The sequence below is a fragment of the Streptacidiphilus jiangxiensis genome (assembly GCF_900109465.1).
GTDB lineage: Bacteria > Actinomycetota > Actinomycetes > Streptomycetales > Streptomycetaceae > Streptacidiphilus > Streptacidiphilus jiangxiensis.
Genome location: NZ_FOAZ01000009.1, coordinates 246232 through 260394, shown reverse-complemented (window position 1 = coordinate 260394; position 14163 = coordinate 246232). Strand labels below are relative to the sequence as shown.

Sequence of the window (14163 nt, the reverse complement as noted above, 5' to 3'; positions counted from 1 at the left end):
AGCGCGGTGGCCCATCGCCCGGGACGCCGCCGGGGAACGATCCGGTCGGCAACAGGTCGCTCCTCCGGCGGGCGAGCCGCGCCGGAACCGGGAGAGTCCGACAGGGATACGGATCTGGAGGCACACGTGGCCGTGGACGCGGACGCGGCCGTGGATGTCGGTGCGGATGAGGATGCGGCCGTGGACGTGGACGTGGACGTGGGTGCGGATGAGGATGCGGACGTGTCGGAGACGCTCATCGTGGTGGGGTGTCCATCCCGGGCAGGCACGCGTCACCGCGCCGCAGCGCAGGCGTGAGGGCCCGACGGCGAGGCGGTGCGCGGCGCGACGGTGGTGAAAGGGTGGCGAAGGGGAAAGGGTGACGCAGGAGGAAAAGGCGACGTGTCGTCAGGCGACGACGACGGCGCTCGAACAGAGGGCGCTGCTCACCCGCAGCAGGTCGACGTGCCGGCGGGCGGCGCTGAGGCGGAAGAACGCGCGGGTCCACAGCACGGAGCAGGCGCTGCCTGAGCAACGGGTCTGCGCCATGGGGATCTCCTCACGGTCCTCGGGGGCCGGCTGTGGCCTGGAGCCTGGGCCTCGCGCTTACAGGACGCCGTCGTCCTGTCCGGTCGTCACCTGGAGCACCCCACCGCAGCGGAGGGTTGCCGGTCAGCAAGCCAGGGCTGCACGCTGACGCTCTTGACCAAGGCTCACGCTAACCTCTCGGCGCCGTTTGGACAATGGCGCACCGCAGGACGGGGCCGCGCCGGGCGGTCAGTCGTCGCGCGAGGCGGTGCGCGGGTGGGCGCGGGCGATGAGCAGGGCGACGTCGTCGCTGCCGTCGTGGTGATGGAGGGCGTCCAGGAGGAGGTCGCAGGTGTCCTCCAACGAGGGCCGCTCGCGGTTCAGCAGGTCGGTGAGGGCGCGCAGGCGGGTGTCGATGGCGTGGTCGCGGGTCTCAACCAGTCCGTCGGTGTAGAGGAGCAGTTCGTCGTCCTCGCCCAGCTCCAGCAGGACGTCCTCGAAGGTGGTGCCGCCGACCCCGAGGGGTGTCCCGGTGGGCAGGTCGAGCAGGCGTGGCGCGTGACCGGGGCGGGTGTGGACCGGGGGCAGGTGGCCGGCGGTGGCGATGCGGCAGCTGCTGCGGTGCGGGTCGTAGACGGCGTAGACGCAGGTGGCGATGGTCTCGTCGAGGTCGGCGGCGATGCCGTCGAGGTGGGTGAGCACGGCGGCGGGCTCCAGGTCCAGCCGGGCCAGGGTGCGGGCGGCGGTGCGCAGTTGGCCCATCGCGGCGGCGGCGTTGATGCCGCTGCCCATGACGTCGCCGACGACCAGCGCTGTCTTCTCCCCCGCCAGGGTGATGACGTCGAACCAGTCGCCGCCGACCTCGGACGTGCCGCCGGCGGGCTGGTAGCGGTAGGCGACCTCCAGGCCGGGCGGCTGCGGCGGGCGGACGGGCAACAGATGACGCTGCAGGGCGAGCGCGGCGTGGCGTTGGCGCTGGTACCAGCGGGCGTTGTCGATGCAGACCGCCGCGCGCGCGGCGAGCTCGGTCGCGAGCACGACGTCGTCCTCGGTGAACGGGAGCGGGTTGCGGGCGCGGATCAGGTCCAGCGCGCCGAGGACTTGGCCGCGGGCGCGCAGCGGCATGGCCATGTAGGAGTGGGTCCGGGCCTGCTTGAGCAGTTCCGCTGCGGCCTCGTCGCGGGCGATCCGGGGCAGGTCGGCGTCGGTGACGTGGGCGACGAGCAGTGCCCGTCCGCTGCGGACGCTGCGGGTGACCAGCCGGGTGGCGTCGTAACGGGCGATCTCGCCGACCGGGTCGGCCGCGTCGACCAGGGGCGTGGCGTACGCGGTCTTGACCGCGAGGGCCCGGAACAGGGCGGGGCTGCCGTCGCGGGACGCGGGGGCGGAGCTGTTGTTGAGGACGGAGTCGAGCACGTCCACGGCGGCGAAGTCGGCGAACTCCGGAACCAGCATGTCGGCCAGCTCGCGGGCGGTGACGTCGAGATCCAGGGTGGTGCCGATCCGTTCCGAGGCGTCGGCGATGGCGGTGAGCCGGCGGCGGGCCGCCGCCGCGGCGAGGGCCGAGCGGTGCTGCTCGGTGATGTCGACGATCGAGGTGGCGGCCCCGACGACGCGGCCGCCGGGGGCGTCCAGGCGGTAGTAGGAGACCGACCACGCATGTTCGTTGTTGGGGTCCGCCTCGGTCCGGCCGCTGGTGAACTGGTCGAGGAGCGGGGTGCCGGTGGCCAGGACGGTGCGCATGGCCGTCTCGATCGCCTCGGCGTCCACGAAGGGGAGCGCCTCGCGGACGGTGCGGCCGATCTGCTGGGCGGCCGGGATGCCGTTGATCCGCTCCAGCGCCGGGTTGACGAGGATGTAGCGCAGGTCGGTGCCGACGGCGGCGAGACCGATCGGCGACTGCTCGACCAGCCGCAGCGACAGGGCCAGGTCGCGTTCGAGACCGCGCAGGGTCGCCTGGTCGGTGGCCAGCAACAGCGCGTAGTGGCCCCCACGGCCGTCCTCGAGGCGCATGTTGCGGAACTCGGTCAGCCGCTGGTAGCCGTCCTTGTGGCGGACCGGGAAGACTCCGGCCCAGGCGCCGCCGCCGGACATGACCCGCGCGAACCAGGACAGCACCCAGGCCACGTGCTCCTCGTCGACCAGCACCTTCGCAGCGGGCCGGCCCAGGGCCTCGGGGGCGGTGTAGCCGAACAGCTCCTCCGCCTGCGGGCTCCACAGGACGATCCGGCCCTCGGCGTCCAGCACGACCGCGGCCACGCCCAGCACGTCGAGCAGCCCGCCTGGCTCGCGCGAGGGATCGCCCTGCGGTCCCGGCCAGCGCGTCTCAGCGGCAGTCATCCGGCCACCTCCCTCCGCCCGGGGTGCGCCTGTGCTCCCCGGTGCCCGGGAATCACCCCCCTATCGTCTCGCGACGCGACGAACGCGCCAGTGGGTAGGAGCGCTCCGGTCGCGCCGGTTTCGTCCCGGATGCCCGCGGCGATGGCACCTGGCCGCATCGCTGCAGGTCATCGGGCATGAGCAGCCCCCACATCGGTTGGGCTGCACAAGCACCGGGATCGAACAAGTGGCCTAACCGGCGGCGACGGGCGGGCCGCCATGCGGGCGCGGGGCCTTTGTGACCGAGTGCTTCAGTTGGCGAGCGGGCGGTTGGGTCGGCGGGCCGAGCGCTCGACGGCCGACGGTGCCGCGCCGGGCATGACCGCCAGTCGGCCCGGCCACCCAGAACGCCGCCGGAGCGAAACGACGCCGGAGCGGAAGGACGCCGGAGCCGGTCGACGCGTCACAGCGTCGACCCGCTCCGGCGCAGCAGTGTCCGCGCACCTACCGCGGTCAGAGGAGCGGCAGGTCCAGGGTGGCCGCGTTGTCGGTCGGCGCGGTGACAGTGGTGGTGCTGTCCTTGCTGGCCGTGGAGTACAGCTTGTCGCAGCTGTTGACGACCAGGGCCAGGCGGTGGCCGTCGGGCAGGTCGTAGGCGGTGGGCTGGAGGCGCCAGTTGACGGTCCGGTCCTTGCCGGGGTCCAGGTCGGAGACGGTGCAGGGCTCGTGGGTGACGATGCGGGCGGTGCCGTCGGGGGCGAGGTCGAACAGGTAGGCCACCAGGGTCGTGGCGTTCTTCGTGCTGCGGACGGTGAGCTGCAGCGTCGCGGCACCGCGGATTCGACGTGCCACACCGTCCGGGCCGGTCAGCGGGTCGGTCGACCAGACCAGCAGCTTCGTCCGGTCGAACTTGGCGGCCTCGTAGGTCTTCGGGTTGCCGAACCATTCCTTCTGTCCGGTTTGCAGGATGGCGTCCATCGCGGTGGCCTCGGTCAGCTCACCGGCGAAGAAGTCCCGGGCCCAGCCGCTGGTCGGCTCCGTCGACAGCGCGCCGTCGCCGTCGGCTCCGGTAGCGGTGGGGTACCACCTCTCGCTGCTGCCGCCATACCAATCCGGCTGCTGCTCGCGGCGGGCCGGAGTGGTGATGCGGTTGCCGCCGCCGGGGACCGGGGCGGTCCGGTAGGTGAACATGACCTGGTTGCTCACCGGCTCCCGCTCCGGCACGGCCTTGCCGAGCAGGTGTTGGTCGAGCCAGTCGTAGGCCTCCCGCATCGGTGTGAGCAGGCCGGGGAACGGCAGCCCGGTCAGCAGCCCGGCAAGGCCGGGGCCTTCGGGGGCGCCGTGGTCGCCGATCCACATGTTCAGCCGCTTCGGCACAGTCAGCTTGGCGAAGGTGTCGATCAACTGGCCGGGCGGGAAAAGGCTCTCGTGCCAGGTGCCGGAGAAGAAGGTCGGGATCCCCCGCGCGTTGGTGAGGTCCGCGTAGGCTTCCGGGGACCGTTCGGTGCCCCAGGCCACTACCTCGTCGAGGTTCTCGCCCTTCGCGAAGTCGGCGAGGATCTGCCGGGTCGCGTCGTCGAACTTGTCCGCCAGGTCGTCCCGGTCGCCGCCGGTGAAGGCGGTCAGGGCCTTGACGGCCTCCAGGTGCCGGGTGCCGTTGTCGTACAGGCTGGTCGCCAGGTTGCCCCAGGTGCTCAGCGCGACGACGGCCTGGACCCGGTTGGCGGGGTCGTGCGCGGCGACCAGCTGGCTGATCCCGGAGCCGTACGACTCGCCGAGCAGACCGATCGCCGTCGGCTCGAACATCTCCGTCGCGTAGTCGAGCACCGTCGACCCGTCCGCCCAGTCGTGGGGCCCGGCGACGTCGATGAAGCCCTCGGACGTGGAGGGCAGCGCCGGATCGCCGAGCCCGCGCGGGGTGTAGGCCAGCACGTGGTAGCCCCGCAGCGCCAGGGTGAGGTAGGCGTACATGAACGGGAGCCAGCCGTAGGGGCTCCAGCCGGCGGGCACGATCACGGCGGGACGCGGATCCGAGGCGTTGAGCTTGATGGAGAAGGCAGACAGGCGGACCCCGTCGTGGGCGACGATCCGCGGGAGGCCGATCGAGGCGCGCTGGCGGACGTCGGCCACCAGCTTCGACAGCTCGGCCGGGAGCGTCACGCCCGTCTCACCCTGCAGGACCGCCAGCAGCGCCCTGGCGGTGTCGACGGCGGCCTGGTTGACGGTGGGGCCGGGGCCCCAGATGCCGTTGGTGGCGATGTCGGTGAGCGTCGCGTCGGTGATCGACGGAATCGGCTCTCCACCGGCAGCAGTCATGCGAGCACCCTTTTCGGTCACGAATGCGGGATCCCGAGGGCTGAGTCTCGGAGGCAGCGGCGCGGGACCGCCCCGCCCGGGGGCAGGAACGGTTCGAGCACCGAGAGTCATCCTGATCAATGCGGGCGCAGGGAAACCGACGGATTGTCATGTTCATCAAAAGGGGTGAACATGACATCGTTCGTGTCCGTCGCAGCCTTGCGTGCGCTAAGCCGCCGCCTGGGGGCCCTGTCGTAGCCGCTTAGGGTGGCGGCGCTGACAGTCGCTGGGCGGCGGATCCAGGAAGCGCAACAGCACGAGCGGCCGTCCCGCGCAAAGCACCACCGCGTACGGGCCAGGCGGTCCAGGCCGTACGAAGTGGCAGGGGACGCGCCTCGGCCGGGCCCCTTAGGTTCGCCGGAACCGGAACGGAAAGCGGAACCGGATTCGGAACCGGATCGAAAAGCCGGAACTGAACCGCAGTACAGAGCGGGAACCAGACCGATCCGATCCGCAGGCGACCCGAGAGGCGTGCACGTGAACTGGCTGATCCACGACTACCGCGAGGACGACCTGGCCGCCGTCGTCCATCTGATCGACAGCACCGCCGAGCTCGGCCAGGAGTCCGTCTTCTCGCTCGCCGAGTGCATCACCGCGTTGACGGCCCGCCAGCCCGCCGTCGTCGCCGTGCACGACGGCGCGCCGATCGGCGCGGCGCTCGCGCAGGTCGCAGGCGAGCGGGCGTGGGTGATGCGGGTGGCGATCGCGCCCGCATGGCGGGGACGGGGACTGGCGAGCGCGCTGCTGCGGGAGTTGGAGCGGCGGCTCGTGGAGGCGCGGGTGCGGCGCATCGCCTACGTGCTCCCCGAGGAGGAGCTGCTCGGCGAGGGCCTGCGCAACGCCGGCTACGAACGACGCCCCGCCGCCGCGTACTTCGAGAAGACCGAGCCGGCCGCCGGCTCCGCCGCGGGCTCGCTGGAGGAGCTCGGCGGACGCGTGCTGAGCAGCGACCTGTGGGACCAGGTGGCCGGCATGACGGCCGAGAAGCAGCTGATCGAGCGGCGCGTCGTGCTCCCGCTCGCCGAGCCGGAGCGGGCGGCACGACACGGGGTGCGGCCGCCGCGCGCGATCACCCTGTTCGGCCCGCCCGGGACGGGCAAGACCACCTTCGCCCGCGCGGTGGCCTCGCGGCTCGGCTGGCCGTTCGTCGAACTGCTGCCCTCCCGGCTCGCCGACGAGGGGAACCTGGCCGCGGCGCTGCGCGAGGCGTTCGCGCGGATCGGGGAGCTGGAGCAGGTGCTGGTCTTCATCGACGAGGTCGAGGAGATTGCCCCGGTGCGCGGCGAGGGCGGCGACATGAGCCCTGTGCACGGGGTGACCAACGAGCTGCTCAAGCTGATCCCGGGCTTCCGGGAGCGCGACGGTCGACTGCTGGTCTGCGCGACCAACTCGGTGCGCTCGCTGGATCCGGCGTTCCTGCGCACGGGGCGCTTCGACTACGTCATCCCGATCGGCACGCCCGACGCCGAGGCCCGCGCCGCGATCTGGTCACGCTTCGCGCTGCCCTCGGGGCGGGGTGACGTGGACGTCGCCGGGCTGGTGGCCGCGAGCGAGCGCTTCTCGCCGGCCGACATCGAACACGCCGCACGTCTGGCCGCGCAGGCCGCGTTCGAGCGCGACGACGCGGTGCCGGGCGCGACCACCGCGGACTACCTCGCGGCGATCGAGGCGGGCCGCCCGACCGTGACGGCTGCGATGGTCGAGGCCTTCCGCGCGGACATCGGCTCCCACGCCCGGCTCTGACCGCGCGCCGGGTTCCCCGTGAGGCTGCGTCGGGCATCATCCTCGTGAACACATCAACGAGGTGAAGGGCCGCCATGTACCGCTCCTCCCCGCAGATCGATGTCGTCCGCCGCTTCTACGCCGCCCGCGGCGACGTCGGCATCATCCGCTCGGTCGTCGCCGAGGACGCCCAGTGGGACGTCACCGAGGGTTTCCCGAAGGGCGGCGTCTACCAGGGCCTCGACTCGATCCTCGGCGACTTCTTCGGGTTCCTGGCCGACTTCCGGGAGTTCGGCTGCGTGGGCGAGGAGTTCTACGAGGACGGCGACCAGGTGATCGTCCTCGGCCGCTACACCGGCGTGACGGCCGCGGGCGCGGCGGTCACCTCGCGCTTCGCCCACTTCTTCACCCTGGCGGGCGGCCGGATCACCCGCCTGCGGCAGACCTCCGACACCCTCCCCCTCGCCCGCGCGCTCGGCGACCGACAGCTCGCAGCCGGGAGCCCGCAGCCGGACGCCTGACCCAGGAGCCGCAGGCAGGGAGCCGGAAGCCGCGAGCAGGGAGCCGCACGCCGCGAGCCACGAGCCGGGAGGTCAACCGATCCGGTCGGTGAGGATGCGGGCGACGGCCGGCGGGTCGTCAGGGGTGATGGTGGGCCGCACTCGCCCGCCGACGTCGAGCACCAGCGCGGCGGTCTTCGACGGCCGTCGGGTGTCGAGGTTCCACCAGTGGACGAAATCCCCCGATCCCCAGATCCGCCACCGGCGCACCTTGTTCGCACCGGTCAGGGACAGCGTCTCGACGCCCCGGATGGAGGCGTAGGCGATCCGCTTCGCGCCCCAGGGGTAGTAGCACCGGATGCTGACGCCCTCTCCGTCGCAGCGGATCGCCCCGTCGTCGTAGCTCGTCGGGTCCGTGTTGCTCATGTTCCTCTCCTTGGCGTGCTCATGGGGCGTCCGGGGTGAGAATGAAGATCCCCGCGACCTTCTCGTCCGTGTCGAAGGCGACGCGGGCCTTCATCTCGCCGGCCTCGAAGCGCAGCGGGACGTCGACGACCGTGTGGTCCCCGATCCGGCGCACGAAGGGGTCTCCGTCGTCGAAGCCCTCGTACGCGCCGACCAGGCCCGTCACCGTGGCCAGGCCGTCAGCGCGCACCTCGTCCGTGAAGGCCGCCAGGACCTGGGCGTTGAAGGACCGTCTGGCCTCCTCCATCCGCCCGTCCAGCACGGCGGAGACGAGCGCGATCGCGCGTTCCGCGGCGTCGGTCATCCGCACGGTCTTGTCCATGGGTGCTCCCGTCCGAGGATCGATGGGTTTGCCGAACCGCTGGAAGGCGGCCTGACGGGTGACGCCGAGCAGGTCCCCGAGCTCCTGCCAGGTGTGCCCGGCGTCGCGGCTCTGCTGCACGCACAGCTTCAGCACCTGCTCGGCCAGGCTGTCGATGTCCTGGGCGCGCCGGACCAGGTCGAGGTAGGCGGGTGGCTCCACCGGGTTGGCCAGGGCGCGCGCGAGGGCGCGGGCCTGGTCGGCGAGCGAGCCGCTCAGGGAGGTCAGTGGCTGCGCAGCATCGGGCATGTGTCAAGGATGCCTTTACGCGGGATGTGCGTCAAGGATACCTTTACAGGAGTCCTCCACGGACAGGCCCGGGGCGCCTCACGGGGAGTGGTTCCACACCAGCAGCAGATAGCCGCCGAGGTAGGCGGAGACGGCGGTGAGGAAACCCAGTACCGCCACCGCGGTGCTCGCCCGCGCATGGGCCAGGGCCGTCGCGGGCTTCAGGAGCAGGGGGAAGGCGGCGACGAGGAACCGGGCCTTGGCGTTGTAGTAGCCGGTGCCGCCCACGGCCAGGGCGAGCAGCAGCGCGCTGTAGAGCAGCAACGGCCACGGCTGCCGGTCCAGCGCGGCCAGCACGAGCAGCAGGACCGCCAGCGCGAGGACGAGGGTGACCAGGGAGAGGTCGAGCGGCACCGCGGTGGCGAGGACGGTGTGGGCCGTGTGCAGGGTGTAGTGGCCGCCGTCGAAGGAGGAACCCCACCCCGCCTTCTCGATGTGGAACCAGCCGTCGAGCCGGTGCATCCGATGGCCGACCCAGAGCAGGTATCCGGCCCAACCGAGCGGGGCCGTCAGCAGCGCCACCCACGCCCGCCAGCCGGCGCGCCGCCGGACGATCGCCACGAGGGCGGCCAGGCAGACCACCGGGAAGAGCGCGGTGGCGCTGGGACGCGTCAGCCCGGCGAGCACGCACAGCGCTCCGGCCGTGAGCCAGCGCTCCGCGAGGACGGCATAGAGCGTCCACGCCGCGAGGGCGGTGAAGAGGCTCTCGCTGTAGGCCATCGATTCGGTGACGGCGTGCGGGATGACACCCCACAGCACGGCGAGCACGATGCCGGTGCGCCGGTCGTGGAGAAGGTTCCCCACCGCGTACAGCCCCCACGCGGCGAGGCCGCCCGCGATCCAGGCGGTCGCGACGGCCCCGGCGGCCGGGCCCAGCGGCGTGACCAGCGTCAGGCCGCGTGCGGTGAAGGGGAAGAGCGGAAAGAAGGCCATGTTCGAGAAGAGCGCGGCACCGCTGTCGTAGCCGTGCTCGACGATGCCGACGTACCAGGCCGAGTCCCAGGCGCTGCCGAGCAGGAAGCCGAGCGTCCGGTGCTCCGCGCGGCCCCAGAGCCACAGCGCGGCCACCGACACCACCCGCACGAGCGCGTAGCCGCCCACCGCCCAGGCGGCGCCCCGACCGCCCAGGCGCGAGCCGAGCCGCACCCACCCCGGTCGTTCCGCCGCCACGTCGACGGGGAGAGGGGTCATGTCTTCGACGCTAAGCAGCAGGTGGGCGATCCGCGCGCCGGGGGGTCCGACCGTGGCCGCGGCGCCCTCCCCGCCGGCGGCTCAGCCCGACGCCTCAGCGGGCTCGCAGCCCCCACCACTTCGGTGGCAACGGATCGGCCGGAACGGACGTCGGCTGGTCCGGATGGAGCCCGAGGCGCCGGAGTGCGTCCGCACGCAGGCGGACGACCACGGTGCAGTTCGGCTTGCCGTCCGGCCCCTGGCCGCGCATCAGGTCGATCCTGACGTCCTCCACCGCGAACGGGAACCAGTCGATCCCGCGGTCACGCAGTCAATCGGCGATGAGTTCGGCGGGCTGCGGGCGGCCTGCCACGTTCCGGTAGCTGGTGAGGGTCACCCATGCGAGAGGTTGTTCGCTCATGGCGCCATCCTGCCGCAGGGCGCCGGCGCGCCGCTCGTCCTTTTCGCCCTCACCCGACTGCGTGGAGGGCAGGCGTGGCCCGGTGCGGCGGCGTGTGCGGCCTCGACGCAGGCCAGGGCCGTGCGCAGGGTGAGGGCGTCCGGGGCGAGGGCGGTGGCCAGGGTGAGGTCGGGGGCAAGCGGGAGGAGCGCCGAGCCGTGCGGGGGGTGGGGTCGGCACGGGGAGGTCGTCAGGAGCTGGCCGAGCGCCCGGTTGCCGGCCAGGACGGCGGGGCCGTCCCAGCCCGGTGGGGCGCCCGGGCCGACGTCGGTCGACTGGTCGAGCAGGAGGCGTTCGGCCCGGCGGACCGTCAGGCGGGAGGCCAGGCGCCCCGGGGGTTCCGCGTGGCGGCCGAGGACCTGCTCCTCCCGGAGCGAGACGCGGGCGCCCGGGGCCAGCCGCAGTCGGGTCCACAGCCGCAGGTCGCTGCCGGCTGCCGCGATCACCGGTTCGGGGTGCCAGACCAGTTCGGCGTCCTCGCCGACGGTGAGGTCGAGCTCGTAGTGGGCGGGCGCGGGCTCCCGGCCGGGCAGGGAGAGGGTCGCGGCGGCGCTGGTCACCAGCAGGCGGGCGCCGGGGTCGACGGTGACGACGATCCGCAGCCGGTCGCCGCCCAGAGGGCCGGCCATCGCGCCGACCAGCACGACATGGGCCGCGCGCTCGTCCTGCGGGTGACGGCTGCGGCGCAGCGCGAGCGGACCGTCGCCCGCGAGCTCGCGCAGCGCCGTGCCGCCGCGGCCGTCCGGGGCGGCACGGATCCGGGCGACGGCGCTGACACCGCTCACGGGCGACGCCAGTCGGCCAGGCGCGCGCGGACCCAGGCGGCGACGGGCGCGACGCCGTCCGGTTGGACGAGCGAGCAGAAGAGGACCGGCAGCGTGCCGCGTTGCGCGGCCGCGTCGCGGGCCATCACCGACAGGTCCGCGCCGACCAGCGGCGCGAGGTCGGTCTTGTTGACCACGAGCAGGTCCGAGCCGGTGACGCCGGGGCCGCCCTTGCGGGGGATCTTGTCGCCGCCGGAGACGTCGATGACGAAGATCTGGTGGTCGACCAACCCGCGGCTGAACGTCGCGGTCAGGTTGTCCCCGCCGCTCTCGACGAGGACCAGGTCGAGCGGGCCGACGGCGGCCTCCAGATCCTCCACGGCCTCCAGGTTGGCGCTGATGTCGTCGCGGATGGCGGTGTGGGGACAGCAGCCGGTCTCGACGGCGGTGATCCGCTCGGGCGGCAGGACGGCGTTGCGCAGCAGGAACTCGGCGTCCTCGGTGGTGTAGATGTCGTTGGTGACCACGGCCAGGGACAGTTCGTCACGCAGGGCCCGGCACAGGGCGGCGACAGTGGCGGTCTTGCCGGAGCCGACGGGACCGCCGAGGCCGATCCTCAGGGCGCGGCGGGAGCCGGTCCGCGGCAGCGTCGCGGCCGGGGCGGCGTGGTGGTCGTGGGCGGGGAGGTCGGGGTCGCGGTGCATACGGGGCTCCGGGGGGCGACAGGTCGGACGGTCCGCGAAGTCGGAGAGTCCGAGGGGAGGACGGGGCGGTACTGCACGGGCGGGGTCAGGTGGCGAAGAGGCGGACGGGCCAGCGGGCGTGCTCCTCGGCGGTGACGTCGAGCAGGGGCGCGCCGCCGGTGGGCAACAGGTCGACGTCGCCCGTCGCGGCCACGGCGTCGGCCGCGCGGGTGGCGTCGCACGCGACCGCGCCGACGGCGTCCGCGAGGCGGGCCAGGACGGCGGTCGCCTGGAACGGGTCCAGACCCAGCAGCCGTACGCAGGCCGTGACCGGGCCGGACACTGTCTCGTAGGCGACGGCGGTGGCCGCCTGCGCGGGGGCGAGGCCGGCGGCGGCCGCGGTGACGCCGAGCACGAGCGGCTGGTGGGCGCCGCGCGGGAACCGTGCCGCGAGGTCGTCGAGGGCGGGATCGGGCCACGCCACCCGTGCGGCGCGCAGCAGTTGGCGACCCAGGCGCCGGGACGCGGCGCGCAGGGCCGGTGCGGGGGTGCGGGCGTCGGCGGCCTCGTCGAGCGCGAGCGGGTCCGCGCCCGAGGCGGCGGCGGCCGCCAACGCGGCGGCGGTGAGCCCGACGGTGTGCAGCCGCCCGGAGCAGAACTCCTCCAGGCTCGCGGTGTCGCTCACCCGGCCCGACCGCACTGCGGCCTCCAGGCCGCCGGAGTGGGCGTGCCCGCCTGCCGGGAACCGCCCGTCGGCCAGGACGAGCAGGGCCGGGTGGACCGGGTACCCCGTCACGGCATCGCCTCCTCGCATCGGTGTCGACGGCGTCGGCACAGGCCCACCGCGTCAGAACAGGAAGTAACGCTGGGCCATGGGCAGTTCGGTCACCGGGTGCGGTTCGACGAGCTCGCCGTCGATGCGGACGGTGAAGCTGTCCGGGTCGACGCTGACGTGGGGCTGCGCGGCGTTCTCCCGCAGGTGCTCCTTGCGCACGCCCCGGGTGTCCTTGATGGCCACGAACCCCTTGGCCACGCCGAGGGTTTCGCCGAGCCGCTGCGGCAGGCCGTCGTCGAGGGCGACGGCGGTGACGAAGTTCAGCGAGTTGGCCGCCGGCGCCCGGCCGATGCCGCCGAACATCGGGCGGGGCAGCACCGGTTGGGGCGTGGGGATGGACGCGTTCGCGTCCCCCATCTGCGCCCAGGCGATCTGGCCGCCCTTGACCACCAGGTCGGGCTTCACGCCGAAGAACGCCGGGGTCCACAGGACCAGGTCGGCCAGCTTGCCCGGTTCGACCGAGCCGATCTCGCCGTCCAGGCCGTGCGCGATCGCCGGGTTGATCGTGTACTTGGCCACGTAGCGGCGGGCCCGCAGGTTGTCGGCGCGGCCGTCGCCGGAGAGCGCGCCGTTGCGGCGCTTCATCACGTGCGCGGTCTGCCAGGTGCGCAGCACGATCTCGCCGATGCGGCCCATGGCCTGGGAGTCGGAGCTGATGATGGAGATCGCGCCGAGGTCGTGCAGCACGTCCTCCGCCGCGATGGTGGTGGGCCGGATCCGCGACTCGGCGAAGGCCAGGTCCTCGGGCACGTCGGCGCTGAGGTGGTGACAGACCATCAGCATGTCCAGATGCTCGGCGACGGTGTTCCGGGTGTGCGGGCGGGTCGGATTGGTCGAGCTGGGCAGGATGTTGGGCTCGGAGACGACCGTGATGATGTCCGGCGCGTGGCCGCCGCCGGCGCCCTCGGCGTGGTAGGCGTGGATGCCGCGCCCGGCGATGGCGGCGAGCGTGTCCTGCACGAAGCCCGCCTCGTTGAGGGTGTCCGTGTGGAGGGCGAGCTGCGCGCCGCTCCCGTCGCAGACCCGCAGGCAGGCGTCGATGGCCGCGGGCGTGGCGCCCCAGTCCTCGTGGATCTTGAACCCGACAGCGCCGCCGCGCAGCTGGGCGTGCATCGCCTCGGCCGAGACGGTGTTGCCCTTGCCGAGCAGCCCGAGGTTGACGGGGTACTGCTCCGCCGCCGCGAACATCCGAGCCAGGTGCCAGGAGCCGGGCGTGATCGTGGTCGCCTTGGTCCCCTCCGCCGGCCCGGTGCCGCCGCCGAGCAGCGTGGTCACCCCGCTCGCCAACGCCTCCTCGAACAACTGCGGGCAGATGAAGTGCACATGGGCGTCCACGGCGCCGGCGGTGAGGATGCGTCCGTTGCCCGCGATCACCTCCGTCTCGGGGCCGATCACCAACTCCGGATGCACCCCGTCCATGGTCTCGGGGTTGCCGGCCTTGCCCAGCGCGGTGATCCGGCCGTCCCGGATGCCCACGTCCGCCTTGACCACGCCCCAGTGGTCCAGCACGACCGCGCCGGTGATGACGGTGTCCGGCGCGCCCTCCGCACGCGGGACGCGGCTCTGGCCCATCGACTCGCGGATGACCTTGCCGCCGCCGAAGACGGCCTCGTCGCCACCGCCGCACCGGTCCTGCTCGACCTCGATCAGCAGGTCGGTGTCGGCCAGGCGGATGCGGTCCCCGGCGGTCGGTCCGTACAGGTCGGCATAGCGCCGCCGGGTCACGTTGAGCGC

At 73.2% G+C, this 14163-nt stretch carries 14 protein-coding genes and 1 riboswitch; of the genes, 3 read left to right on the top strand and 11 right to left on the bottom strand.

The features are described 5' to 3' along the window. Window positions 1–126 precede the first annotated feature (126 nt). Window positions 127–297 carry a hypothetical protein gene (locus BMY61_RS47735; RefSeq protein WP_236655963.1) on the top strand — a complete coding sequence of 57 codons (171 nt, stop codon included), beginning with the start codon at window positions 127–129 and terminating at the stop codon, window positions 295–297. A gap of 90 nt (window positions 298–387) precedes the next feature. Here BMY61_RS47735 and BMY61_RS46305 read toward each other — a convergent pair whose 3' ends face one another. The 3 genes from BMY61_RS46305 to BMY61_RS19405 all read right to left on the bottom strand — a co-directional run bounded on the left by BMY61_RS46305 (window position 388) and on the right by BMY61_RS19405 (window position 5142). Beyond that, the gene (locus BMY61_RS46305) at window positions 388–528 is read right to left on the bottom strand and encodes a putative leader peptide (protein WP_161791229.1); all 141 of its coding nucleotides are present in this window, start codon (window positions 526–528) and stop codon (window positions 388–390) included. A 48-nt stretch (window positions 529–576) separates the two neighbouring features. Continuing rightward, window positions 577–687, bottom strand: a riboswitch (SAM riboswitch). Between the two features lie 69 nt (window positions 688–756). Beyond that, window positions 757–2847 (bottom strand): SpoIIE family protein phosphatase, encoded by a 2091-nt coding sequence (locus tag BMY61_RS19410; protein ID WP_042445588.1) that lies wholly within the window; start codon window positions 2845–2847, stop codon window positions 757–759. Between the two features lie 492 nt (window positions 2848–3339). Further along, window positions 3340–5142: a CocE/NonD family hydrolase gene (locus BMY61_RS19405; RefSeq protein WP_042445585.1), complete on the bottom strand. Its 1803-nt coding sequence runs from the start codon at window positions 5140–5142 to the stop codon at window positions 3340–3342. Between the two features lie 516 nt (window positions 5143–5658). Here BMY61_RS19405 and BMY61_RS19400 point away from each other — a divergent pair. Together BMY61_RS19400 and BMY61_RS19395 are read left to right on the top strand one after the other, a co-directional pair. Continuing rightward, on the top strand, window positions 5659–6924 hold the full coding sequence (locus tag BMY61_RS19400) for an ATP-binding protein (RefSeq protein WP_042445582.1): 1266 nt from the start codon (window positions 5659–5661) through the stop codon (window positions 6922–6924). A gap of 74 nt (window positions 6925–6998) precedes the next feature. Beyond that, window positions 6999–7424: a nuclear transport factor 2 family protein gene (locus BMY61_RS19395; RefSeq protein ID WP_042445581.1), complete on the top strand. Its 426-nt coding sequence runs from the start codon at window positions 6999–7001 to the stop codon at window positions 7422–7424. A gap of 72 nt (window positions 7425–7496) precedes the next feature. Here the strand turns inward: BMY61_RS19395 and BMY61_RS19390 are convergent, their stop codons facing one another. The 8 genes from BMY61_RS19390 to BMY61_RS19355 all read right to left on the bottom strand — a co-directional run bounded on the left by BMY61_RS19390 (window position 7497) and on the right by BMY61_RS19355 (window position 14154). Next, complete coding sequence (locus tag BMY61_RS19390; protein WP_042445579.1) at window positions 7497–7829, bottom strand: PH domain-containing protein; 333 nt, start codon at window positions 7827–7829, stop codon at window positions 7497–7499. 19 nt (window positions 7830–7848) lie between these two features. Then, window positions 7849–8478, bottom strand: coding sequence for a DUF3887 domain-containing protein (locus BMY61_RS19385; protein ID WP_042445577.1), 630 nt, complete (start codon window positions 8476–8478; stop codon window positions 7849–7851). A gap of 78 nt (window positions 8479–8556) precedes the next feature. After that, the gene (locus tag BMY61_RS19380) at window positions 8557–9708 is read right to left on the bottom strand and encodes a glycosyltransferase family protein (RefSeq protein WP_042445574.1); all 1152 of its coding nucleotides are present in this window, start codon (window positions 9706–9708) and stop codon (window positions 8557–8559) included. 94 nt (window positions 9709–9802) lie between these two features. Continuing rightward, window positions 9803–9982, bottom strand: coding sequence for a hypothetical protein (locus BMY61_RS19375; RefSeq protein WP_042445572.1), 180 nt, complete (start codon window positions 9980–9982; stop codon window positions 9803–9805). 122 nt (window positions 9983–10104) lie between these two features. Continuing rightward, window positions 10105–10932, bottom strand: coding sequence for an urease accessory protein UreD (locus BMY61_RS19370; protein WP_063773221.1), 828 nt, complete (start codon window positions 10930–10932; stop codon window positions 10105–10107). After that, window positions 10929–11615 (bottom strand): urease accessory protein UreG, encoded by a 687-nt coding sequence (ureG, locus tag BMY61_RS19365; RefSeq protein WP_042445568.1) that lies wholly within the window; start codon window positions 11613–11615, stop codon window positions 10929–10931. The genes BMY61_RS19370 and ureG overlap by 4 nt, the downstream gene beginning before the upstream one ends. Before the next feature lie 85 nt (window positions 11616–11700). Continuing rightward, window positions 11701–12408 (bottom strand): urease accessory protein UreF, encoded by a 708-nt coding sequence (locus tag BMY61_RS19360; RefSeq protein ID WP_042445565.1) that lies wholly within the window; start codon window positions 12406–12408, stop codon window positions 11701–11703. Window positions 12409–12441: 33 nt separating this feature from the next. Continuing rightward, window positions 12442–14154, bottom strand: coding sequence for an urease subunit alpha (locus BMY61_RS19355; RefSeq protein ID WP_042445834.1), 1713 nt, complete (start codon window positions 14152–14154; stop codon window positions 12442–12444). Window positions 14155–14163: the final 9 nt, after the last annotated feature.